Here is a 22,739-nt window from a genome sequence, read left to right as displayed (position 1 = left end):
CGAGACACTCCCATCCCTGCTTCAAGGAAACTCCATGGTCACTGAGGACGACGGCGGTGCTGCCGCCCACCCCGCAGTGAGCCTGCGCTCCGCCTCCCTCTCTTTCGGTCAGCGGACGCTCTGGCGGGAGCTGGATCTCGACATCCGGCCGGGCGAGTTCCTTGCGGTTCTCGGTCCGAACGGGTCGGGCAAGACCAGCCTGTTGAGAGTGCTTCTCGGCCTGCAGGAGCTGGACTCGGGTACCGCGACGGTCAACGGCCACGCACTGCATCGCGGAAGCCGCGCCTTCGGTTACATCCCGCAGCAGAAGTCTTTCGCCGCCGAGACCCCGCTGCGGGCTCGGGACCTGGTGGGACTCGGTGTGGACGGGCACCGTTGGGGTTTCCGTCGCGGCGGCGCGAACTACCGGCGCACCGTGGACGCGCTCCTTGAAAAGGTGGGTGCGTCGTCGTACGCGGATGCTCCCGTCGGCCGGTTGTCCGGAGGGGAGCAGCAGCGGCTGCGCGCCGCCCAGGCACTGGCCGCAGATCCGCAGGTGCTGCTGTGTGATGAGCCGCTGCTCTCGCTGGATCTTCACCACCAGCAGGCGGTGAGTAAGCTCATCAACGACCAGTGCCGCGAGCACGACACGGCAGTGGTCTTCGTCACGCACGAGATCAATCCGATCATCGACTATGTTGACCGCGTTCTGTATCTGGCCGGCGGACGGTTCCGGGTAGGCCGGCCGCAGGATGTCATGACGAGCGAAGTGTTGTCCGATCTCTACGACAGCAGGGTCGATGTCATCCATAACAACGGCCGCATCGTCGTTGTGGGCCTTCCGGATGCCACCACGCATCACCACGCAGAGGTGGCACAGCCGTGACGTTCGACGAGATGCTCCAGGCTATTTTCACGTTCGACAATTACAGCGAGCTGCTTCCGCTTGTTCAGAACTCGATCTGGGCGGGAGCGGTGCTGGGGTTACTGGGCGGCCTGATCGGCACCTTCGTGATGATGCGTGATCTCGCCTTCGCTGTGCACGGGATCGCCGAACTCTCCTTCGCCGGTGCCGCATTTGCCCTGCTGATCGGCGCCAATGTGGTGTTCGGCTCGCTGATCGGCTCAGTCATAGCCGCCCTCCTGCTCGGCATGATGGGTATCCGGGCACGCGACCGCAACTCGATCATCGGCGTCATCATGCCTTTCGGGCTGGGCCTGGGAATCCTGTTCCTGGCTCTTTACGAGGGCAGGGCGGCCAACAAGTTCGGCCTGCTCACCGGGCAGATTGTCTCAGTTGACCAGGTGCAGCTTGCGCTCCTGGCCGGCTGCGCCGTCGTCGTCATGGTTGCGCTGGGGGCCATCTGGCGCCCGCTGACCTTTGCCAGCGTGGATCCTGACCTCGCCGAGGCGCGCGGCGTCCCCGTACGCGGGCTGTCGCTGGCATTCATGTTCCTGCTGGGCGTCTCCGTGGCGCTGTCCATTCAGGTGGTCGGCGCACTGCTGGTGCTCGCGCTACTCATTACGCCCGCTGCGGCAGCGCTCAAGGTCACCTCGTCACCCCGGCTCGTGGTGCTGCTCAGTGTTGCGTTTGCCTGCACCTCGGTGGTCGGCGGGATCCTCCTGGCGCTGGGCGGGCGGATTCCCATCAGCCCGTACGTGACCACCATCTCATTCGTGATCTATCTGGTGTGCAGGATCATCAGCTGGCGCCGCTCGAAGAGGGCGACGGCGTCGGAGTCCCGCGCGGTGCAGCCGGCCTAGCCTTTCGCGGCGCTGCACTCCGGGCACAGCCCGTAAATCTCCACGGTGTGCGCAACCTCGGTATACCCGTGCTCCTCCGCCATCCGGGCAGCCCACTGCTCAACTGCCGGCGCTTCGATTTCCACTGCCCGTCCGCACCGGCGGCACAGCAGGTGGTGGTGGTGGTGTTCGACGGCGCACCGGCGGTAGACAGCCTCTCCCTCGCCGTTCCGCAGCACATCCACCAGGCCGTCATCGGCCATTGATTGAAGGATGCGGTAGGCGGTCGCCAGGGAGACCGATTCGCCTCGTTCGTGCAGTTTGCGGTAGAGCTCCTGCGTGCTGACGAAGTCGTCCAGCTCATCGAGGGTGGCGCTGACCGCCCGGCGCTGCCGCGTAACACGCTGCTCCGATCCTTTGCGGACCGGCTGTCCTGCTTCAGCAGACATGCGTAGCGGTCACCTCCCTCTCGAAATAAGCTGCATTCCCGGAAGGCTTCTCCGGATTGAACTCGCGTCAAGGGTAGCACCGGCGCCTGCGGAGCTCCGCTGTGCGGGTACCGAAGAGAAAGTGAACAGACCGAAGACACGAGCGGAGCGACGGCGATAGTGTGGGCGCATGTTGCTGACGAAGTTCACCCACGCGTGCGTCCGCCTCGAGAAGGACGGGACTGTGATCGTCCTGGATCCCGGAAGTTTCTCCGAGGTTGAGGAGGCAGTCTCAGGTGCGGCCGCCATCCTGATCACCCATGAACATGCCGACCACTTCGACAAGGAACGAATCACGGCCGCTGTCCGCGCAGATCCGGCGCTCGAGGTATTTGCCCCGGAGGGCGTCGCTGCACAGTTGAGCTCGGAAGTGGGGGAGCATGACGGCGGCGCGGACCGTGTGCATGCCGTCGAACCTGAGCAGAGCTACACCATTGCCGGATTTGACGTGCGGACCTTCGGAGGGCAGCACGCCCTGATTCATCCGCATATTCCCGTCGTGAAGAACATTGGATTTCTGATCGAGGGAGCCCTCTACCACCCGGGCGATTCGTTCATTGTCCCGCATGGAGTACACGTACAGACGCTGCTTGTGCCGGTCCACGCGCCGTGGTCGAAGACGGCCGAGGTGATCGATTTCGTGACCTCCGTCAGGGCGCCGCGGGCCCACCAGATCCATGACGCCCTACTGAACGAGACCGGACTCGCCATGGTTGAGGGTCACGTCACCCGGCTGGGGAAGCACTACGGAACGGAATTCAGGCACCTGGATCCCGGACAAAGCGTGGAGATCTAGCGCTTCGCTCGCCTTGGTTCGCTGGTCCTGGTTCATTCGCGCGTGCGGGGAGGAACGGTGTACGTAGCGACTTCTTTCAACCGCGGGGAACGTGCGTCGCCGGCTGTCACACCGGTTGCCCATTGCAGCTTCATCCCGTCCTCGGTGTCTTCGAGGACAGCCAGGTTGTTGTCGAACCAGGGCCCCTTGACGGTCGTCCAGGAGAAGGGCGGCTTGGGCACTTTCACCGAGCGGGCTACCAGTGCGCCGATCGGGCTGGCGACGCCATAGGACATCACCACAGTGGCAAACCGCAGCGCGCGGGGCAGCGGATTGCGAACCGGGGAGCAGACTGCCTGAAGGATGCGGCTGCCGGAGGAACGCTCAACCTCTGCGATGTAGGAAAAGTGCACGTCACCGGAGAGGAACGTCACCGTCTGTGGCGCAGGTCCCCGCTTCCCGTCCGCCACCTCAAGTGCACGGTCGGCAATTGCGCGGAAGCTGCGCTGAAAAGCAGCCCAGTGCTCGAGATCGAGGGCCTGCCGCAGTGTTTCGCCGATCCGTGCTCCCAGCTTCCCCCAGGCTCCCTCCGAGAGGGCTTCGTCCCAGGACTCAATGTGATGGAGCCCGCGCGGGAGGAGGAAAGGGAGTGAGGTCGCGACGAGCAGGTGCCGTACTCCGCCTTGGAAGTGCTCGTCCAGCCACGTAAGTTCTGCGTCATCGAGAAGGGACCGTCGCCCCGGGTCGAGTACGCGTGCGGCTCGTGAGTCGACCGTGATAATCCGTACGCCGCCGATATCCCGGCAGTAGCTCCAGCGGTAGCTGAGCGGGTGGGAATCGGCGCGTTCAGCGAACGCCTCAAGATCGGCAGTGAGGTCCAGTTCCCCGGCACCAGTGTGAGCGGAAACCTGTCGCCACAAGGTGTCTTCGGCGCGGGCTGCCGGGGAGAGGTTCCCGAGGTGCTGGTAAACCCAGTAGGACGCCAGTCCGGCGACAATGCGGCCGTGCCACCACGTGGTCGCGTTCATTTTTTCCCGCCAGGTGAGGGACGCGTTCCAGTCATCGCGGATGTCATGGTCATCGAAGATCATCGCGCTGGGAACGGTGGAAAGCAGCCAGCGGTTCGCTTCGTCAGACCAGGCGAGCTTGTACAGGTGGGCGTACTCCTCGTAGTCCTTCAATTCCTCCCCGGGCGGTTCATCAAGCGATCGGCGGGATGCGATGAAATCCTGCATTTCACTGCTCGTCGAGTCCGCATAAACCTGGTCACCGAGGAGGGCAAGCAGATCGGGCCTGACGGCGTCGTCGTCGTCGTTCCCTGCCTGATCGAGCGCGTAGGCGCGGAGAGCATCCACCCCATGGGTCGCATTACCCATGGCATCGTGCGGGACGCTGGTCCGGCACGATCCGAAGGCAAGTCGAAGCCGCCGGTCCGGGTGCAGTGTTCGGATCGACGGATCGGGGAACGGCGAATCTCGCTCCGGCCAGACGCGCTCGCCGTCTATGCCGAGGGTGTACCTGAGGGTGGCGCCGGCGGGTAGACCCTCCGCTTCCACCAACGCGTAGTGATGATCATGGACGGCGAACGTAGCGGCAGTCCACGAGTGCACCCCCACGCGCAGTTCGACCGTGCAGGCTGCGCTGGTTTCAACCCACAGCGACGCCGAAGTTTCATCGACATACCGGAGCATCGGACCGAGCACCAGTGAAGCTGTCATTGTCCTGTTTTACCCCCTCGTGCAGTGGAGGGCCAGAGGGATGGAAGTCTGCCGCCGCAGGGCTGCCGATCGCCGGCTTGGATGGGAGAGCGGAGCTGTGGTGAACTTGGCTCACACCCGTGACCGGTGTGCCACCGGTCACACTTTCTAAGGAGATCCTCATGGAGACTCTGATGGACGTGCAGGCGCTGCGGAACCGGATGACCTCCGGTCAGCAGACCGTCCTGCTGGATGTTCGCTGGGCGCTGGGCAACCCCCACGGCCACGAGCAGTACCGATCAGCTCATATTCCAGGTGCCGTCTACGTTGACCTTGAAACGCAGTTGTGCTCGCATCCATCCGCAGTGGAGGGACGGCACCCGCTGCCGGAACCGGCGGCGCTCGAGGAGGCGGCCCGACAATGGGGCATCAACGACGGCGATGTAGTCGTTGCCTATGACGACACGGGCAATCTGTCGGCAGCACGCCTCTGGTGGCTGCTTCGCGACGCAGGACTCACCAGCGTCCACCTGCTCGACGGCGGACTGAGTGCGTGGCAGGCAGCCGGCTACGAGACGGAGCGCGGCGAGGAGCAGCACTGCCTGGGCGAAGTAAACCTCAGCTCCGGACACATGCCTGTCCTGACGACGGTCGACGGCGTTCTCACCCTGGCGCGAAACGGCGTCCTGCTCGATGCCCGGGCGGCGGAGCGCTACCGCGGTGACACCGAGCCGATCGACCCGAAGGCCGGACACATACCAGGCGCGGCGAGCGCACCCACCTCGGACAACCTCACACCGGAGGAGACGTTCCTGCCGCCGGCGGAACTGCGCCGGCGCTTCGCTGCACTCGGTATTACAGATACTGCAGACGTCGCCGTGTACTGCGGATCCGGTATCACGGCTGCTCACGAGATTGCTGCTCTTGAGGTTGCCGGCTTTTCGGCGGCCCTGTATCCGGGATCGTGGTCACAGTGGTCCCAGCGTGCGGATCTGCCGGTGGCGACGGGTCCCTGACCTACGCCGGGCGGTGTGGGTTGGCTCAGTTCCGTCATGAGAGAGTAACGGTTATGACCACTGCATTTGCCTATGCCGCCACCTCGGCGTCCAGCGGGTTGGGGCGCGCAACCGTTGAACGTAGGGAACCGGAGCACGACGACGTCGAGATCGCCATCGAATACTGCGGACTGTGCCACTCGGACGTCCATGCGACCCGGAGCGAATGGGGTACTACCCGCTATCCGCTGGTGCCCGGCCATGAGATTGTCGGCCGGGTTACCCGGGTGGGGGAGTCCGTGAACTCCTTCGCTGTCGGAGACAGGGTGGGAGTCGGCTGCATGGTGGACTCCTGCCGGGCGTGCGAAAGCTGCGCGAACGGCCTGGAACAGTACTGCGAGAACGGGATGACCGGCACCTACGGCACACCCGACCGCAGGCACGACGGCGAAGTCACCCAGGGCGGCTACTCAACCTCGATTGTTGTGAATGAAGGATACATTCTCCGGATACCGGAGAGTCTGGATCCGGCGGCGGCCGCGCCGCTGCTGTGCGCCGGCATCACAACGTTCTCCCCGCTCAATCACTTCGGAGTGGAGAAAGGGGACGCGGTCGGGGTCGTCGGACTGGGCGGCCTGGGCCATATGGCTGTGAAGATCGCCAAAGCTATGGGAGCCGAGGTGACGGTGTTCACCACTTCCGCCGGCAAGGTGGACGCCGCGCGCCAGCTGGGCGCAGACCACGTGGTGATTTCCAGGGATGCTGACGCCATGGAAGCCGCCGCGAACACGCTGGACATCGTCATCGACACGGTGGCAGCGCCGCATGACCTCAATCAGCTGATTCGCACCCTCCGGCTCGACGGAGCGTTGTTTCAGCTCGGCTTGCCTGCAGACCCGATGCCGGCCGTTGACCCCGGCCTGCTGATCCGCAAACGGCGCACGTACGCCGGCTCGCTCATCGGTGGCATCGCGGAAACGCAGGAGATGCTCGATTTCTGTGCAGAGCATTCAGTGGTGTCGGATATCGAGTTGGTCACCGCCGACCAGCTCAACTCGGCCTACGACCGCATGGTTGCAGGCGATGTGAAGTACCGGTTCGTTCTCGACGTCAGCTCACTTAAGGAGTACCTATGAGCACGATCTTCACCAGGATCATCGCCGGCGAGATACCCGGCCGCTTCGTCTGGAAGGACGAGGACGTGGTGGCCTTCTTGACCATCGAACCGATTACCGACGGGCACCTGATGGTCGTTCCCCGCCGTGAGGTAGCCCACTGGATTGATCTCGAGCCGGACCTCCTCGGCAAGGTCATGCGGGTGGCACAACAAATTGCCAGGGTTCAGGAGAAGGAGTTCGATGCGAGGCGCATCGGAGTTCTGATGGAGGGCTACGAAGTTCCCCACGTACACGTCCACATCTGGCCGACGCAAAGCCCTGCTGACTTCGATGTCCACAACATCGATTCGAACCCGGATCCGGAGAAGCTCGACGAGAACGCAGAACGGCTTCGGGCTGCCCTGCGCAGTGCAGGGTTCGGCGAGAACGTTCCTGACTGACTCAGGCGGCCAGTGCTTCTCCCAGAGCTGTCCTGATCCGTTTCTCGGAAACCGAGTAGGCGGTTCCGAGCTCCTGTGCAAACAGGCTGATCCGTAGTTCTTCAAGCATCCAGCGGACACGCCGTAACGCTGGCGGCACCGGCCGTCCCTGCGGGGCGACGGCGGCTACGGCGTCGTCGTACTCGTCTTCAAGGCGCTGCACCACTGCAGTGTTCACGCCGTCGCGCTGGACGTTGGTCTCCAGTTTCTCGAGCCGCCTTTCCATGCCGGCAAGGTACCGGGGGAGATGGGCCAGTTGCGCGTATCCGGTCGTTGCAACAAAACCTGGGAAGACGAGCTGCTCAAGCTGGCTCTTTATGTCGTTGAGCGCGGTGATGAGCGCCAGGCTCGTAGCGCCTTTCAGCCGTTTTTCAATCCTGCGGGCGCTGGCCAGGATTTTCTCAACCGTTGCCGTGACGGTGAACACCGTATCGATGAGTTCGGCGCGGACGGTCTCGTACAGCCCGTCGAACTCTTCCGCCGTCCATGGAAGCTGCTCGGGCGTGAGCTTGTCGATCGCCGCGATGGAGCAGTCCTCGATCAACGCAGCGACGCTGCCGTGGGGGTTCTGGCTGAAGGTCAGTTTCTCCGAATTGCTCAGATGCTCAAGGACATACCGCGCCGGGCTGGGTACCCGCAACGCAAGCAGCCGGATGACGCCTGTACGCATGGCGGCGACCTGTTCGGCCGGGTTGGGAAAGACCCGGAGCCCCACGGCGTTCTGTTCGTCCACGAGCGCGGGATAGCCGGTTACCCGGTGACCCCCCACGATCCGGGAAACTTCATGCGGGATAGCGCCGAAGGTCCACGCGGTTGCGCCGCTGACTTCCTTGATGCCGGGAGCGGACTCCGACGACAACGGCGGCGGAGCCGGTTGCTTCCGACCGGCCGCCTTGCTGATCTGCTGTACGGAGCCCGGCGTGGCGCCCAGGGATTCGGCAATCGCGCGCCTGGTCAGCGGGGCGAGCCGATCCTGCAGAGCGGGAAGGTCCTTGTCCTCATCCAGGATCCGACCGTTCGCGTCCACCACCTGATAGGTCATCTGCAGGTGCGGCGGAAGGTTATCCCGGTTCCAGGAACCGGGCGGAATGATATGTCCCTTCAGTCTTCGCAAGGCCAGTTCCAGGGAAGGCTCAAGTTCGTCATGGGCAGGGTCAAAATCCGCGTTCAGGGCATGAACGGCGCTCCGGGCGACGTCCGGTGCGGGAATGAAGTTTTTGCGGATCTGCTTGGGCAGGGACTTGATCAGCGCCGTGACCAACTCCACGCGCAGCCCCGGAATCTGCCATTGGAAGGGCGCCGCTTCCAGCTGATTCAGGAACAGTATCGGGACCTGTACAGTCACGCCGTCCGAGGCGCCGGGGACGTTGGGTGAGAACTCATAGCTCAGGGGCAGTTCGAATCCCTGCTGGCGCCAGATTCTGGGAAACGCGTTTTCGTCCAGCTCGGCGTCCCGGCTGAGCAGTTCCTCCGGCTTGAAGTCAAGCAGTTCGGGGGAGTCCTGCCGGGTCAGCTTCCACCACCTGTCGAAATGGCGTTCAGACACTACGTCCTGGCCCACCCGGGCGTCATAAAAGGAGAACAGCGTCTCGTCGTCGACCATGAGATCCCGGCGGCGCAGCCGGTTTTCCATCTCTTCGATTTCCGCGATCCGCGCCTTGTTGCGATGGAAGAACTTGTGATGGGTGCGCCAGTCGCCCTCCACCAACGCATGCCGGATGAAGATTTCCCGAGCCAGTTCCCTGTCGATGCGGCCATAGTTGATGCGGCGCTGGGGAACAATCGGTACACCGTAGAGGGTGACTTTCTCGTACGCCATCACTGAACCCATCTTGCGGGACCAGTGCGGCTCGCTGTAGCTGCGCTTCACCAGATCCGGAGCTACTTCCTCGGCCCAGAGCGGATCAAATGCGGCGACCACGCGGGCCCACAGCCGGGAGGTTTCCACGAGCTCCGCCGCCATCACCCAGTCAGGGTTCCTTTTGAACAGGGCGCTGCCCGGGAAGATGGCGAACCGGGTGCCGCGCGCACCGGAATATTCACGCTTGCGCTGGTCATACAGGCCAATGTGGCTGAGCAGGCCGGACAGCATGCTGATGTGCACCGCATCGTGCTGGGCCACCGGATCCACTTCGCTGGGAGAAAGAGTGATTCCCAGCGGCTTGGCGAGCTGCCGCAGCTGGGCGAAGAGATCCTGCCATTCGCGCACGCGCAGGTAATTGATGAATTCGTTCCGGCACAGTTTGCGGAACTGGGTGGAGGACAGCTCCTTCTGCTGTTCCTGGAGGTACCGCCACAGATTCAGGTAACCGGTGAAATCCGATTTCTCGTCCGCAAACCTGCGGTGCTTCTCAGTGGCGGTCTGGAGCTTCGCCGCCTGGTCAGGCTGCGGCCGTTCCCTCGGATCCTGAATGGTGAGGGCCGCAGCAAGGACCATGACCTCCTTGGCGCAGCCGCGGCGCCCGGCTTCAACGATCATGCGTCCGAGGCGCGGATCGACGGGCAGTTGGGCCAGCTGGCGGCCTACCGGGGAAATTCCGCCGTCCGCGGTAAGAGCGCCGAGCTCGCGAAGCAGCGTGACGCCGTCGTTGATGGCTTTTGAATCCGGCGGCTCCACGAATGGGAAAGCCGCGACGTCCTTTGGGCCGCGGGTCACCCCCATCGCTGTCATCTGGAGAATGACTGCCGCCAGGTTGGTCCGCAGGATCTCCGGATCAGTGAAGGGTGGTCGGGATTCGAAGTCCTCCTCCGAGTAGAGGCGGATGGCGATGCCGTCAGACACACGGCCGCACCGGCCCGATCGCTGGTTCGCGGATGCCTGCGATACCCGTTCGATCGGAAGACGCTGCACCTTGGTGCGGTGTGAGTAGCGGGAGATGCGTGCCGTTCCGGTGTCGATGACGTACTTGATCCCGGGGACGGTCAACGACGTTTCGGCTACGTTGGTCGCAAGGACTATGCGCTGCCCCGATCCACCCGGTCTGAAGACCCGGTGCTGCTCCTGCAGGGACAAGCGCGCAAAGAGCGGCAGGATCTCCGTTCCGCGCAAGCGCGGATTTCCCTGCACCCGGGCACGAAGTGCATCCGCTGCATCGCGGATCTCGCGCTCGCCGGAGAAAAAGACCAGAATGTCACCGGGAGCTTCCCGAGAAAGCTCATCGACGGCGTCGCACACGGCGTCGACTGGATCGCGGTCCTCCTCGAGTTCGTCGTCTGAATCCGTCGCTGTGTCATCGGCAGGCTGACTGAGCGGCCGGTACCGGATCTCGACAGGGAAGGTGCGCCCGGAAACCTCGATGATGGGCGCCGGCTGCTTCTGGGCAGCAGCCTCATCCGCAGCGAAGTGGTTCGCGAAGCGTTCCGGATCAATGGTGGCCGAGGTGATGATGAGTTTGAGGTCAGGGCGTTTGGGCAGGATGCGCTTGAGGTAGCCCAGGATGAAATCGATGTTGAGGCTGCGCTCGTGTGCCTCGTCGATGATGATCGTGCTGTACTTCTTCAGAAGCTTGTCATGCTGGATCTCGGCGAGCAGGATGCCGTCCGTCATCAGCTTGATGCGCGTGCTCCGGCCTACCTCGCCGGTGAACCGGACCTGATAGCCCACCTCCTCGCCAAGTGTCACCTGCAGCTCCTCGGCGATGCGTTCGGCGACGGTGCGGGCTGCGAGGCGGCGCGGCTGGGTATGGCCGATCATCCCGGACCGGCCGAGGCCGAGCTCCAGGCACATCTTGGGAATCTGCGTGGTTTTTCCCGAGCCCGTTTCGCCGGCGATGATGGTGACCTGGTTAGCCGCGATGGCGGCCATGATGTCCGCCCGCCGTTCCGAGACAGGGAGTTGGGCAGGGTAAGTGATTGTCAGCGACATGATTACTTCAAAGTTTACTCGGCGTTGCCCCGCTCACACGCAGCGCTGATGGTCAACGCGGTGGGGCGAGCCGCTGCACGCTCCGCCGGCCGCCGAGGCTAATGCCCTGCTGCTGCGCGGAATAACCGCTCCGCAGCCCTGACCGCATGTTCCCGGAGTTCCCGGGGCTCGATGATGTCGAATTCGAACCCGAGCGCCACGACGTGCATCAGCGGCCAATCGAACGAGTCGGCACCGAATCGCATGAGGGTGGACCCAGAGTCGTCTTCCAGCTCGGCGATATTCGGTGGGACCATCGGGCTGACCTCGGCAACGGGGGCGTCGATGCGCACAACGATGTCGTGGCGGTACGGCGAGCGCGTGATTGACTTCTGCACGTAGGCGGCGAGGTCTTTGGCGGGAAGCGGACGTGCGGCGAATCTGTCCCGCGGTGAGGGAACGCTCTGGCAGCGATCCACGCGGAACGTCCGCCAGTCTTGCCGGGCGGTGTCCCACGCAACGAGATACCATCGGCGCCCGGTGTCAACCAGCCGCACGGGTTCGACTACCCTGCGGGAGGATTCGCCATCCTGCCGCGCATACCTGAAGACCACCACCCGCCGCTCCGTGATGGCGGACGAAAGCGCTGTGAGTACTTCGGGGTTTACCGGTGTGCTTGCGACGGCCATGCGGGTGACGGCGGTCCGCAGCCCGGCAAATTTTGGTCGCAGCCTGCCCGGAAGGACCTGTTCAAGCTTTGTGAGCGCACGCACCGACGCTTCACCGAGGCCTGAAACCGGGCTCGCGGTGACGGCGCTCAAGCCGATCGCGACGGCGAGGGCTTCATCGTCATCGAGGAGCAGCGGAGGCAGTTGGGCACCTGCGCCCAGCTGGTAACCGCCGGCGATGCCGGGGGAGGCGGAAATTGGATATCCGAGCGTACGCAGCTTGCCGATGTCCCTGCGCACTGTGCGCTCGGTAACGGACATCCGTTCGGCGAGCGCCGATCCGGTCCATTCGCGCCGAAGCTGAAGCAGCGAGAGAAGCTGCAGCAGCCGTGCCGAGGTTTCCAACATGGAACAACGGTACCCATCAACGCGGACAGATGCTGTCCGCAATGGCTCCTACACTTTCCTCATCCTCAGGAGGGAAGGAAGCAAGAATGGACATTGGCAAGGAACTGACGGACCAGTTGCAATGGCACTGGGGTAACCAGGCCCGGCCGCGGCTTGATGGTCTCAGCGATGACGAATACTTCTGGGAGCCCGTCCCCGGTTGCTGGAATATTCGTCCACGCGGCACGGGTACAGCACCGCTGCAGGTCGGGAGCGGGGACTTCACCATCGATTTCGCCATTCCCGAACCGGAGCCTGCTCCGATGACCACCATCGCCTGGCGGCTCGGCCACATCCTGGTCGGCGTCCTGGGCGAGCGGTTGGCATCACATTTCGGGGGCGCGCCGGTCAGTTATGAGACCTACGAATATCCGGGAAATGCACGGGGTGCGCTCGAAGAGCTGGACCACATGCATGCACACTGGTCCAGGTCGGTGTCCGCACTGTCGATGGAGGAGCTGGACCGGCCCGTTGGACCGGCGGAGGGCCCGTTCGCGGACGCTCCGATGGCTGCGCTGATTCAGCACATCAACCGCGAGATGATTCATCATCTTGCCGAAGTGGCGCTGCTGCGGGATCTGTGGGCGCACCGCTATGTTTCCGGCGGAATGCCGTCATGATCGGAGAGCCCGCAGATGACGTTCACGGAAAGAAAAGTGCCCTCGATAGGATTCGAACCTACGACCTTCTGCTCCGGAGGCAGACGCTCTATCCCCTGAGCTACGAGGGCACGGTCCACTGCAGTAAAACCAGTGGCCGAAAGGGACTTATGAAGCTTAGCAGGGAAAAGATGGCACAACGAAACACTGCAGTCGGTGCCCGAGAGATGCGCTAATAGCCAAGGAAGGCGTCGGTCCGCAAGGACCTTACGCCGGCGCCGCGGATAATCGGCTTCGCTCGCGCGAGGGTTGCAGGAGAACCTGACAGGTACACGCGCCGCTTGTCCAGATCCGGAATAAGGGAGCGCAGTTCCTCCACGCGGGGGAATCCGGTTCCGCCGCGCGTCCACGTCCCGGGAAGCGGCCCGGGGTCACCGGGACAGAACAGAATCACCCGCGATTGGGCGAGTTCCTCAACATAGCCGAGTTCGGCCGGCGCGCTCACAAGATAGATAAGGACGACGTCGCGTTCCGTTCCGGCCGGAGACCGCAGCTGGCTGAGGAACGGCGTCACGCCGATTCCGCCGGCGAACAACAGCAGCGGAACGGAAGGATCGGAAGGCAACACGAAGTCGCCGGCAACTGTCGTCGCATCCACTGAGGCACCGGGGCGTAGGTTCAGCAGGGCCGCTTTGAACGTGCTGGACGGATTTGAGAGGCGCAGACCAAAGCGGACCGTGCCGTCGTCGGGCGCTGAACTGATGCTGAAGATGCGGCGGAGCCCCCGCCGGTCCGGCCTTGCATGCGGAAGGGTCAGTTCCATGTACTGGCCGGGCTTGAAGCGCACCGGCGATTCGGGGGTGAAGGAAACCTCTGCGCTGGTTGGGGTCAGCTGCCGCGACCCCGTATAGCGCAGGCGGATGCGTCGCCGCTGGCCCATTCCGAAAGCCACGGCGTTCCCGATCAGCAGCGCGAACTCCGGGCCGAGGAACACCGGCGGGATGCTGATCTGCAACGCAAGAACGACGGCGACGACGGCGGCTACCAGCAGCTGCTGCCAGCGCCGGGGCGGAAGGGTCAGCGGTTCAGTCAGCATGAAGCCGAGCAGGAAGAGTACGGGGTAGGACACGAAGACAAGCTGCAGCGCAGCCGCCGGATCGGTGCCGCCCGCTGCAAGACGCACCACCAGGATGCCCACCGCCAGAAGCACGAACACCGCTCCCATGAGCAACTTCCGGGTCCGGTACAGAATCAGGATGGTGCAGAGCAGCACGACCGGCAGCATGGCCGGATTGGCAGCCCACCAGGCTGCGGCGCCAAGTCCCAGCAGCGTCACCGCAGCGGCGCCGAAGGCAGCCGGATTGAAGATGTGCCGGCCCCGGAACACAAGCAGGTACTTGGAAGCGGCCGCCAGAAGGCCCGCCAGCGCAACTCCGCCTACGCCGGGCGCTTCGGCAGAGGGAAACATCACGAAGAAGAGCAGCAGCCCCGTGATGAGCGATGACTCGGTGTGCGGACGCGTGCGGAACAGCATCGCCATCACCCGTGTGCCGCTCCAGGCGGTGACGACTGCGGTGGCCAGCGTGGCACCAAGCTCTGCCGGCGTGAAAGCCAGGAGGCCGGCGGCGGACAGGACAAACGCGTACGCGGCCAGCACCAGCAGAAGAACAAGAACCAGCCGGTACATGGTGGCGCGGCCCAGGACAGTGTCGAGCCTGGAAAGCCAGCTCCGCAGTGCGACCATCTAGAACAACGCTCCTGCCAGGGATGTAGAGAATTGCGCGCGCCCGTCGGACTGTACTCGGACGTAGTCGAAGTCGAACTCAGCCAGCAGCACTTCGGGTGGGACAAGGAAGAGTGCAGTGGCCAGCGCATCCGCGACCATCGCGTCGGCAGCCAGCACCCAGGTAGCCACCACTGTATCGACGCATTGTCCGGTTGTTGCATCCAGGACGTGGTGGAGGCCATCAGCCCAGCGGCGCCGGTTGGACCCCGACGCGCATAGCGCGCGGTTATCGAGTGTCACAACGCCGATGGCAGACTCCGGGGTGTACGGGTGCTCAAGGGCAATTCGAAGGGGGGAAGAACCCCGATGCGCCATGTCCCCGCCGGCATCGACGGTGTGTTCGGGATAACCGGCCTCGAGCAGCGCCGCGGAGACGAGGTCAACGAGCTGGCCCTTGCCTGCCGCACCGACATCCAGCGTTACCGGCTGCTCCGAGCGGATAGTGGTCCGGATCCACTCGAAAGTGTCGTCCCAGCCTGCCGCCGGCACAGCGGTGCCGAGCGGCACGAAGGAGTAGCCGGCGTCGTACCCCAGCTGTTCCAGGGATCGTCCCACCAGGGGAGACATCGCACCGCCGGTAAGACGGTGGAGAGTCCGGTAAAGGCCCCCGAGGGCCTCTCCGGACGCCGGGAGATCGACGCTGCCGCCGCCGGCGAGCACCGCAATGCGCGAGTCGGGGCGAAAACGGGAGTAGACGGCGTCGTACTCGTCGATCAGATTCAGGACGACGGCGCGAACCTCCGTGGGCAGCTCTGCAGGAGTATCGATGTGCCAGCCCGTGCCGATGGCTTCGAAGCTGAACCTTCCGGCGCCACCCGCCGGGTTCACTGCGCGGCTTCTGACTTGATCTGCTCGATTGCGTTGCTGAACCCTCCGCTGGTGAGGGAGGAGCCGGACACCTTGTCGACGCTCAGCTCGTCGAGGGGAGTGCCGACGATCTGCTCCTTGATTCCGCTGCTGAACTTGCCCTGGTACAGCTCCGTGGTGCCGTTGCTCGGCATCGGCTCAGTCTGCACATCGGCAACGGCGCCGGACTCGAGAGTGACCGTCACCCCGATCGATTCCTCGCCGCCCGGCGTTTGGTAGGAGCCGGTTGCCGAGTAGGTGCCGTTCGCATAGTCGCCGCTTCCGCCACCGGGCACGGCAGTGTCTGCGGCATCCCCGCCGGCGGCCCCTCCGTTGCCGGGTGCCGGCGTCGGGCTGGCGGCGCAACCGGCCGAGCCGAGGAGGGAAAGGGCAGCGATCCCTGTCAGGGCCCAACGCTGGTAAGGCATCTTCACGGTGTGGGTCACGAAATCTCCTGGGTGCGGCGGGGCTGGGTCACGTCCTGTGCTGATACAACGCTAGCTAATCCGGTTCGGTTCAAAACCGTTGGAGGACGGGTGGCGCTACGGATGAACCAAATAAGGGGTCCGTCACAGAACCGGGGGGATTAGACCCGCGCCGTTATGCTGGATAGGTGACTCCCAAAGAACTCTCCTCCGCAATCTCCTCATGCCTGAAAGACGCCGTCGCTGCCGGTGAAATCGACGTGGAGCTGCCCTCAGAGGTCCGGGTGGAGCGGCCGAAGAGCCGCGAGCACGGGGATTGGGCCACCAACATCGCCCTTCAGCTGTCGAAGAAAGCGGGCATGAACCCGCGCCAGTTCGCAGGCATCCTGAAGTCGCGGCTTGAGGCGATCGACGGCGTTGCATCGGTCGAGATCGCCGGTCCGGGCTTCCTCAACATCCGGCTCGATGCTGCCGCTGCCGGCGAACTCGCACGCAACATCGTCGAGGCAGGTAGTGCCTACGGCACCAACGCTGCGCTCGCCGGCCACGTGATCAACATGGAGTTCGTCTCCGCCAATCCCACCGGTCCCCTTCATCTGGCGCATACCCGCTGGGCGGCCCTCGGCGACTCCCTGGCACGCGTGCTGTCCGCAAGCGGTGCGGATGTCACCAAGGAGTACTACATCAACGATGCCGGTACCCAGATGAACAACTTCGCCGCATCGGTGCTGGCCTCCGTCAAGGGCAGGCCGACGCCGGAGGGCGGCTACCCGGGCGAGTACATTGCCGACCTCGGACGGACGGTGCTCGCAGACCGTCCCGAGGTAGCGGACCTGCCCGACGACGAAGCACTGCCGGTGGTGCGTGAAATCGCCTACCGCGCGCAGATGGCTGACATCAAGGAAACCCTGGCAGCCTTCGGCGTCCATTTCGATGTCTACTTCTCCGAAGCGGGCCTGCACGGCACCGGCGCTGTGGAGCAGGCCGTGGACCGGTTGCGCGGGCAGGGACACGTGTACGACGACGGCGGCGCAGTTTGGCTGCGCACCACCGACTTCGGTGATGACAAGGACAGGGTCCTGATCCGCGCCAACGGTGAACCGACCTACTTCGCTTCCGACGCGGCCTACTACCTGTCCAAGAAGGACCGCGGGTTCCGGGAGAAGATCTACCTCCTCGGCGCCGACCACCACGGTTACATCGGCCGCCTGAAGGCGATTGCAGCCTGCGCAGGTGACGACATGGACGCCAACATCGAGGTGCTCATCGGCCAGATGGTTTCCGTCAACGGCGCCCGGCTGTCCAAGCGCGCCGGAAACATCATCGAGCTCCGCGACCTGCTGGACTGGCTGGGAGCGGATGCGCTGCGGTACTCACTCGGCCGTTCTCCCGCCGATTCCGCCATGTCGCTGGACCCCGAGCTGCTGAAGAAGAACACCAACGAGAATCCGGTGTTCTACGTGCAGTACGCGCACGCCCGTACCTGCGCAGTGTCACGCAACGCTGCCGCTGCGGGCGTGGACCGCTCGGTTTTCGACGCCGGTGCACTGGACCAGCCCGCGGATGAAGAGCTGCTTGCCCACCTGGGGTCCTATCCGGCGGTTGTGGCGCAGGCGGCGAAGTTCCGTGAGCCCCACCGGGTCGCGCGCCACCTGGAGGTCATCGCCGGTGCCTATCACCGCTGGTATGACGCCTGCCGTGTCACCCCGCTGGGTGATGAACCGGTCACCGGTATCAACCGCACCAGATTGTGGTTGAACGACGCCGTCACCCAGGTGCTCGCCAACGGGCTGGATCTCCTGGGCGTCTCCGCTCCGGAACGGATGTAACGTGCCTTCTTCACCCCTTGCCCCCGAATGGCTGTCCTACCCTGAGGACGCCAATACGCTCAATCCAGCACTGTGGGCAGCCCCCGTCGCCAGGGGAAAGAACGGTGCGCTCTCCGTTGACGGCGTATCGGTCACCGAACTCGCCGAGCAGTACGGCACGCCGGTCTATGTGGTGTCCGAGAACGACTTCCGTACCCGCGCACGCACTTTCCGGGATGCGTTCAACGAAGCGTTCCGGGATCTGTGCGGGGGAGTGGACGTGTACTACGCGGGCAAGTCGTTCCTGTGCTCGGAGGTGGCCCACTGGGTTGCCGAGGAAGGCCTCCGACTGGACACCGCCTCCGGTGGGGAGCTTGCAGTGGCGATCCGGGCGGGCCTGCAGGGACGCCAGCTCGCCCTGCACGGCAACAACAAGTCCGACGGCGAACTGAACCGTGCGCTCGATCTGGAGGTCGGCCGCATCGTCGTCGACAGCCTCGATGAGCTGCAGCGCGTCGGCGCGCTTGCCCAGGAACGGGGGACGACGGCCAACGTGATGCTCCGGCTCACGCCCGGCGTGCACGCGCACACCCATGAATTCATTGCCACCGCGCATGAGGACCAGAAGTTCGGTCTGTCGCTGGCGCCGGCGTCGTCTGGCGAAGACTCTCCGGCCGCTCAGGCGGTAGCTGCTGCACTGGCACATCCCTGCATCCGGCTGCTGGGCGTGCACAGCCACATCGGATCCCAGATCTTCGAGTCCGCCGGATTCGAACTGGCGGCGCGTCGGCTGCTGGGATTCCTGGCGGAGGTTCGAGACCGCCATAACGTCGAACTGAAGGAACTCGATCTCGGCGGCGGCTACGGCATCGCCTACACCGAGGCCGACACTCCGCGCTCGCCCGCTGCCATCGCGCGGGCGATGGCCGCCGTCGTCGGTAAAGCGTGCGCTGAGCACGGCCTGCGGGCGCCGCGGATCTCGATCGAGCCCGGCCGCGCGATCGTCGGACCGAGTACCTTCACGCTGTATACGGCCGGAACCACCAAGACGGTTCAGGTGGATGCCGACGGCACAGCGCACCCCCGCCGCTACATTTCGGTCGACGGCGGCATGAGCGACAACGCGCGCCCGGTGCTGTACGACGCCGATTACTCCGCTGTGGTTGCATCGCGGACCTCAGCGCTCGAGCCGGTCCTGTCCCGGGTGGTCGGCAAGCACTGTGAAAGCGGTGACATCGTGGTGCGCAGCGTGTACCTGCCCGGAGACACCACAAACGGCGACCTCATCGCGGTGCCGGGAACGGGCGCCTACTGCTGGTCCCTGGCCAGTAACTACAATTACCTCACCCGCCCGCCCGTGGTTGCGGTGAAGGACGGCGAAGCGCGCCTGATCGTGCGCGGGGAAACCGAAGAAGACCTCCTCTCACGCGATGTGCTGCGCGAGGCTGGAAACGACCGAGCAACTCTGGAAGCAGGAGCCTGATCGATTTGATGAATGCCCCCCACACCACCGATTCCGGTGCCACGCTGCGTGTGGCACTGCTGGGCTGCGGAAACGTTGGTTCGCAGGTTGCGCGGATCCTCCTGACGGACGCCGACAACCTCGCCGCACGTATCGGTGCGCGGCTTGAGCTCACCGGTATCGCCGTGCGATCGATCGACGCGCCCCGCGAGGCCGAGTTGCCGCGGGAGCTGTTCACCACCGACGCGGAATCCCTGGTTGAAGGCGCCGACATCGTCATTGAACTCATGGGCGGCATCGAACCGGCCCGCAGTCTGATCCTGCGTGCCATTGACCACGGTGCAACCGTCGTCAGCGGCAACAAGGCTCTGCTTGCCCAGGACGGTCCGACGCTTTATGAGCGGGCCGATGCGGCACACGTCCAGTTGTCCTATGAAGCCGCTGTTGCCGGGGCCATTCCGATCCTCCGTCCGATCCGCGACAGTCTTTCCGGTGATCGCATCACACGCGTCCTCGGCATCGTGAACGGAACAACGAACTACATCCTCGACCAGATGGACTCCACCGGCGCGCAGTTCGCTGACGCGCTGGCCGACGCGCAGCGCCTTGGCTATGCAGAGGCAGACCCAACGGCGGACATCGAAGGGCACGACGCCGCGGCGAAGGCAGCCATTCTCGCTTCCCTGTCCTTCCACACCCGCTTCGCGCTGGAGAACGTTCACTGTCAGGGCATCACCTCGGTCTCGGCGGAAGACATCGCCGCGGCCAGTGACGCCGGTTACGTCATCAAACTCCTCGCGATCGCTGAGCTGCTGGAGGATGCAGCGGGCGACGACGGCGTCAGCGTCCGCGTGCACCCCACCCTCCTGCCGCGGGAGCATCCCCTCGCCGCTGTGCGCGGCGCGTTCAACGCGGTCTTCATCGAAGCGGAAAACGCGGGCGAGCTCATGTTCTACGGACAGGGAGCCGGTGGAACGCCGACTGCCTCCGCGGTGCTGGGTGACGTGGTCAGCGCCGCCCGGCGGATGGTGCTCGGCGGCCCCGGACGCACCGAAACCACCACCGGTCACGTCCCCGCGCTGAGCATCGACATGGTGAACACGAGCTACTACATCGGCCTCGATGTGGCGGACCAGCCCGGCGTGCTTGCCAGGATTGCACACCTCTTCGCTGAGCACGGCGTATCGATCGAAACAATGCGGCAAACCATCCACCCGGCGAAAGACGGCGGAGAGGCCAGCGCTGAGCTTCGCATCGTCACGCACCGGGCCACTGAATCGGCACTGGCCGCAACTGTGAAACATATCCAGGACCTGGACGTCATCAACGCGGTGACCTCTGTCCTCCGAGTAGAGGGACTCTGATGGCCCACCAATGGCGCGGCGTTATCCGCGAATACGCCGACCGGTTGCCGATCACCGAATCCACGCGCGTGATTACGCTCGGCGAGGGCGGGACGCCGCTGGTGCACGCCCCGGCCCTGTCGGACCTCACCGGCTGCAGCGTCTACCTGAAGGTCGAGGGGATGAACCCCACCGGCTCCTTCAAGGACCGAGGCATGACCATGGCGATCACAGCGGCAGTCGAAGCCGGCGCCAAGGCCGTAGTGTGTGCCTCCACGGGCAACACGTCAGCATCCGCCGCAGCGTATGCCACCCAGGCCGGCCTCACCTGCGCTGTGCTGGTTCCGGACGGCAAGATCGCCATGGGCAAGCTCAGCCAGGCCATCGCGCACGGCGCCGAACTGCTCCAGGTTCACGGCAACTTCGACAACTGTCTCGATGTCGCGCGGAAACTGGCGGAGTCCTACCCGGTGTTCCTCGTCAACTCAGTCAATCCGGCCCGCATCGAGGGGCAGAAGACAGCCGCTTTCGAGGTCGTCGACTTTCTCGGTGACGCCCCTGACTACCACCTCCTTCCGGTTGGGAACGCGGGCAACATCACGGCTTACTGGAAGGGCTATAAGGAGTACTCGCAGCCTTACACCTCAGCCACGGCCGGCGAGCTGCCCGCGGTTTCGACCAGGACGCCGACCATGTGGGGCTTCCAGGCCGAGGGCGCATCGCCCCTCGTGAAGGGGTACCCGGTCACTGAGCCCGACACCATCGCAACCGCTATCCGGATCGGCAATCCGGCGTCCTGGGATCAGGCCATTGCTGCGCGGGACGAATCAGGCGGACTGATAGAGGCTGTGACCGACGAGGAAATCCTTGAGGCACACCGCTGGCTTTCGTCCCGCGAGGGCGTCTTCGTGGAGCCGGCGTCGGCCGCGGGTGTTGCCGGGCTGCTGAAAAAGCACGCAGCCGGAGACGTTCCCGAAGGCAAGACCATCGTCATCACCGTGACGGGACACGGACTGAAGGATCCGCAGTGGGCGCTCAAGGCGGCCGACGGATCGGATGTCGAGCCAACCAAGGTGGAGTTCGACGTCGTCAGCGTTGCGGGTGCGCTGGGGCTGGCGGATGCGCACGGAGGCCAGCCGTCAGATGCTTAGCGGAGCGCCGGCCATGCCAGCGGCGGCTGTGGTCGCCTCGGGACAGGAGGTGTTGGTTGAAGTTCCGGCAACCAGCGCCAACCTCGGCCCCGGTTTCGACAGTCTCGGCCTGGCACTGACGCTATATGACTCAGTCCTTGTCCGGACCACCGATTCCGGTACGACGACGGTTACGGTCATCGGTGAGGGTGCAGAAACCCTGCCGCGGGATGGGGCGCACCTCGTCGCAGCAACAATTCTCGGCACGCTCGAGCGTGCAGGCTACAGCAGCCCGGGGCTGGAGATCGAGACGCGGAACATCATTCCGCACGGCCGGGGCCTCGGGTCCTCGGCGGCGGCAATCGTCTCTTCCGTGCTGGCAGCCAACGCGCTCCTTCCCGGCTCCGCCCGCATGGACCCGCGTGCCGTCCTGCAGCTGTGCTCGACGCTCGAAGGGCACCCGGACAATGTGGCTCCGGCGCTGCTGGGTTCACTGGCTGTGTCCTGGGAAACGGGACGTGCTTTCCAGAGCACCAATCTTCCGGTGCACCCGGATGTGGTTCCCGTAGTCGCAATCCCCGCGAGCGAGCTTTCGACAGAGGCGGCGCGTGCGCTCCTGCCCGCCTCTGTTCCGCACAACAGCGCTTCAGCAAACGCAGGCCGCGCTGCCCTTCTGGTGCATGCCATGACGAGCTCGCCGGAGTTTCTTTTCGACGGAACCCGGGACCTGCTGCACCAGGACTACCGCGCCCAGGCCATGCTGCACAGCGCCACGCTGATGCGCGCACTGCGATCGGAGGGCTTCGCCTCGGTGATCTCGGGCGCCGGGCCCACGGTGATGACACTCGCCGTCGGACAGGACCAGGCTGCCTCTGTCATCTCGGCGGTGCAGCGCATCGTCGTCGGCATCGATGAAGGTATTGATTGGCGTGTTCTACGGCTGAACGTTGACACAGAAGGTGCTAAAGTGAAGGTGCACCAACGGTAATCGCCAGCTTGAATCGTTGACGTTAATAACGCACCGGTCTTACGAGGGCAATTCCGTATTCAGATGTGCTTCTGTTGATCTGGCCGTCATCTTCTGTGACCGTCGTGAAACTGCCTGTG

The 22,739-nt window shown here is 64.4% G+C and carries 19 protein-coding genes and 1 tRNA gene; 12 read left to right on the top strand and 8 right to left on the bottom strand.

Annotation, left to right across the window (positions count from 1 at the left end; all coding sequences use genetic code 11):
* Positions 1 to 34 precede the first annotated feature (34 nt).
* On the top strand, positions 35 to 865 hold the full coding sequence (locus Q0877_RS07295; protein WP_299166728.1) for a metal ABC transporter ATP-binding protein: 831 nt from the start codon (positions 35 to 37) through the stop codon (positions 863 to 865).
* A complete protein-coding gene (locus Q0877_RS07290) occupies positions 862 to 1,743 on the top strand; it encodes a metal ABC transporter permease (RefSeq protein ID WP_299166727.1) in 882 nt (293 codons plus the stop codon). The genes Q0877_RS07295 and Q0877_RS07290 overlap by 4 nt, the downstream gene beginning before the upstream one ends.
* On the opposite strand, the gene Q0877_RS07285 is transcribed toward Q0877_RS07290, so the two are convergent.
* Positions 1,740 to 2,171: a Fur family transcriptional regulator gene (locus Q0877_RS07285; RefSeq protein ID WP_299166726.1), complete on the bottom strand. Its 432-nt coding sequence runs from the start codon at positions 2,169 to 2,171 to the stop codon at positions 1,740 to 1,742. The two genes, Q0877_RS07290 and Q0877_RS07285, sit on opposite strands and share 4 nt — an antisense overlap.
* Before the next feature lie 169 nt (positions 2,172 to 2,340).
* On the opposite strand from Q0877_RS07285, the gene Q0877_RS07280 reads away from it, so the two are divergent.
* Positions 2,341 to 3,006 (top strand): MBL fold metallo-hydrolase, encoded by a 666-nt coding sequence (locus Q0877_RS07280; protein ID WP_299166725.1) that lies wholly within the window; start codon positions 2,341 to 2,343, stop codon positions 3,004 to 3,006.
* Positions 3,007 to 3,038: 32 nt separating this feature from the next.
* Here Q0877_RS07280 and Q0877_RS07275 read toward each other — a convergent pair whose 3' ends face one another.
* Positions 3,039 to 4,703 carry an alkaline phosphatase D family protein gene (locus Q0877_RS07275; RefSeq protein WP_299166724.1) on the bottom strand — a complete coding sequence of 555 codons (1,665 nt, stop codon included), beginning with the start codon at positions 4,701 to 4,703 and terminating at the stop codon, positions 3,039 to 3,041.
* A gap of 161 nt (positions 4,704 to 4,864) precedes the next feature.
* Between Q0877_RS07275 and Q0877_RS07270 the strand changes: the two genes are divergently transcribed.
* Genes Q0877_RS07270 through Q0877_RS07260 form a run of 3 tightly spaced genes read left to right on the top strand, consistent with a single transcriptional unit; the run spans position 4,865 to position 7,235 of the window.
* A complete protein-coding gene (locus Q0877_RS07270; protein WP_299166723.1) occupies positions 4,865 to 5,698 on the top strand; it encodes a sulfurtransferase in 834 nt (277 codons plus the stop codon).
* Between the two features lie 53 nt (positions 5,699 to 5,751).
* Positions 5,752 to 6,813 (top strand): NAD(P)-dependent alcohol dehydrogenase, encoded by a 1,062-nt coding sequence (locus tag Q0877_RS07265; RefSeq protein ID WP_299166722.1) that lies wholly within the window; start codon positions 5,752 to 5,754, stop codon positions 6,811 to 6,813.
* Entirely contained in the window at positions 6,810 to 7,235 is a 426-nt protein-coding gene (locus tag Q0877_RS07260) for an HIT family protein (protein WP_299166721.1), read from the top strand. The genes Q0877_RS07265 and Q0877_RS07260 overlap by 4 nt, the downstream gene beginning before the upstream one ends.
* Position 7,236: 1 nt before the next feature.
* On the opposite strand, the gene hrpA is transcribed toward Q0877_RS07260, so the two are convergent.
* Both hrpA and Q0877_RS07250 read right to left on the bottom strand, forming a co-directional pair.
* A complete protein-coding gene (gene hrpA / locus Q0877_RS07255) occupies positions 7,237 to 11,139 on the bottom strand; it encodes an ATP-dependent RNA helicase HrpA (protein ID WP_299166720.1) in 3,903 nt (1,300 codons plus the stop codon).
* A 98-nt stretch (positions 11,140 to 11,237) separates the two neighbouring features.
* Positions 11,238 to 12,194: a YafY family protein gene (locus tag Q0877_RS07250; protein ID WP_299166719.1), complete on the bottom strand. Its 957-nt coding sequence runs from the start codon at positions 12,192 to 12,194 to the stop codon at positions 11,238 to 11,240.
* 86 nt (positions 12,195 to 12,280) lie between these two features.
* Between Q0877_RS07250 and Q0877_RS07245 the strand changes: the two genes are divergently transcribed.
* Positions 12,281 to 12,853 (top strand): DinB family protein, encoded by a 573-nt coding sequence (locus Q0877_RS07245; RefSeq protein WP_299166718.1) that lies wholly within the window; start codon positions 12,281 to 12,283, stop codon positions 12,851 to 12,853.
* Positions 12,854 to 12,890: 37 nt separating this feature from the next.
* Here Q0877_RS07245 and Q0877_RS07240 read toward each other — a convergent pair.
* From Q0877_RS07240 to Q0877_RS07225, 4 genes are all read right to left on the bottom strand, one after another.
* Positions 12,891 to 12,963, bottom strand: a tRNA-Arg gene (locus Q0877_RS07240).
* Positions 12,964 to 13,064: 101 nt separating this feature from the next.
* Positions 13,065 to 14,576, bottom strand: coding sequence for an FAD-dependent oxidoreductase (locus tag Q0877_RS07235; RefSeq protein WP_299166717.1), 1,512 nt, complete (start codon positions 14,574 to 14,576; stop codon positions 13,065 to 13,067).
* Complete coding sequence (locus Q0877_RS07230; RefSeq protein ID WP_299166716.1) at positions 14,577 to 15,446, bottom strand: FAD:protein FMN transferase; 870 nt, start codon at positions 15,444 to 15,446, stop codon at positions 14,577 to 14,579.
* Positions 15,443 to 15,910, bottom strand: a complete 468-nt coding sequence (locus tag Q0877_RS07225; RefSeq protein ID WP_299166715.1) for an FMN-binding protein — start codon at positions 15,908 to 15,910, stop codon at positions 15,443 to 15,445. Before Q0877_RS07225 ends, Q0877_RS07230 begins: the two co-directional genes overlap by 4 nt.
* A 167-nt stretch (positions 15,911 to 16,077) precedes the next feature.
* Between Q0877_RS07225 and argS the strand changes: the two genes are divergently transcribed.
* From argS to thrB, 5 genes are read left to right on the top strand one after another with little or no spacing between them, the layout of a single operon-like run.
* Positions 16,078 to 17,718: an arginine--tRNA ligase gene (gene argS / locus Q0877_RS07220; protein ID WP_299166714.1), complete on the top strand. Its 1,641-nt coding sequence runs from the start codon at positions 16,078 to 16,080 to the stop codon at positions 17,716 to 17,718.
* Position 17,719: 1 nt separating this feature from the next.
* Positions 17,720 to 19,180: a diaminopimelate decarboxylase gene (lysA, locus tag Q0877_RS07215; protein ID WP_299166713.1), complete on the top strand. Its 1,461-nt coding sequence runs from the start codon at positions 17,720 to 17,722 to the stop codon at positions 19,178 to 19,180.
* A gap of 8 nt (positions 19,181 to 19,188) precedes the next feature.
* On the top strand, positions 19,189 to 20,523 hold the full coding sequence (locus tag Q0877_RS07210) for a homoserine dehydrogenase (RefSeq protein WP_299166712.1): 1,335 nt from the start codon (positions 19,189 to 19,191) through the stop codon (positions 20,521 to 20,523).
* On the top strand, positions 20,523 to 21,653 hold the full coding sequence (gene thrC / locus Q0877_RS07205; protein WP_299166711.1) for a threonine synthase: 1,131 nt from the start codon (positions 20,523 to 20,525) through the stop codon (positions 21,651 to 21,653). The genes Q0877_RS07210 and thrC overlap by 1 nt, the downstream gene beginning before the upstream one ends.
* A gap of 13 nt (positions 21,654 to 21,666) precedes the next feature.
* On the top strand, positions 21,667 to 22,620 hold the full coding sequence (gene thrB, locus Q0877_RS07200; protein ID WP_299166710.1) for a homoserine kinase: 954 nt from the start codon (positions 21,667 to 21,669) through the stop codon (positions 22,618 to 22,620).
* The last annotated feature ends 119 nt before the right edge of the window (positions 22,621 to 22,739 follow it).

This window comes from uncultured Arthrobacter sp. (assembly GCF_947495145.1).
GTDB lineage: Bacteria > Actinomycetota > Actinomycetes > Actinomycetales > Micrococcaceae > Arthrobacter_D.
The sequence above is the reverse complement of the archived record's forward strand: the minus strand, read 5'-3'. Positions and strand labels throughout refer to the sequence as shown.

Bases quoted from the DNA above. Each gene is read 5' to 3' on its own strand.
- thrC (WP_299166711.1), top strand. From the start codon at position 20,523: ATGGCCCACCAATGGCGCGGCGTTATCCGCGAATACGCCGACCGGTTG.
- Q0877_RS07275 (WP_299166724.1), bottom strand. From the start codon at position 4,703: ATGACAGCTTCACTGGTGCTCGGTCCGATGCTCCGGTATGTCGATGAA.
- Q0877_RS07235 (WP_299166717.1), bottom strand. From the start codon at position 14,576: ATGGTCGCACTGCGGAGCTGGCTTTCCAGGCTCGACACTGTCCTGGGC.
- Q0877_RS07260 (WP_299166721.1), top strand. From the start codon at position 6,810: ATGAGCACGATCTTCACCAGGATCATCGCCGGCGAGATACCCGGCCGC.
- Q0877_RS07270 (WP_299166723.1), top strand. From the start codon at position 4,865: ATGGAGACTCTGATGGACGTGCAGGCGCTGCGGAACCGGATGACCTCC.
- Q0877_RS07265 (WP_299166722.1), top strand. From the start codon at position 5,752: ATGACCACTGCATTTGCCTATGCCGCCACCTCGGCGTCCAGCGGGTTG.
- hrpA (WP_299166720.1), bottom strand. From the start codon at position 11,139: ATGTCGCTGACAATCACTTACCCTGCCCAACTCCCTGTCTCGGAACGG.
- thrB (WP_299166710.1), top strand. From the start codon at position 21,667: ATGCCAGCGGCGGCTGTGGTCGCCTCGGGACAGGAGGTGTTGGTTGAA.
- Q0877_RS07285 (WP_299166726.1), bottom strand. From the start codon at position 2,171: ATGTCTGCTGAAGCAGGACAGCCGGTCCGCAAAGGATCGGAGCAGCGT.
- Q0877_RS07250 (WP_299166719.1), bottom strand. From the start codon at position 12,194: ATGTTGGAAACCTCGGCACGGCTGCTGCAGCTTCTCTCGCTGCTTCAG.
- Q0877_RS07210 (WP_299166712.1), top strand. From the start codon at position 19,189: ATGAATGCCCCCCACACCACCGATTCCGGTGCCACGCTGCGTGTGGCA.
- Q0877_RS07280 (WP_299166725.1), top strand. From the start codon at position 2,341: ATGTTGCTGACGAAGTTCACCCACGCGTGCGTCCGCCTCGAGAAGGAC.
- Q0877_RS07245 (WP_299166718.1), top strand. From the start codon at position 12,281: ATGGACATTGGCAAGGAACTGACGGACCAGTTGCAATGGCACTGGGGT.
- Q0877_RS07295 (WP_299166728.1), top strand. From the start codon at position 35: ATGGTCACTGAGGACGACGGCGGTGCTGCCGCCCACCCCGCAGTGAGC.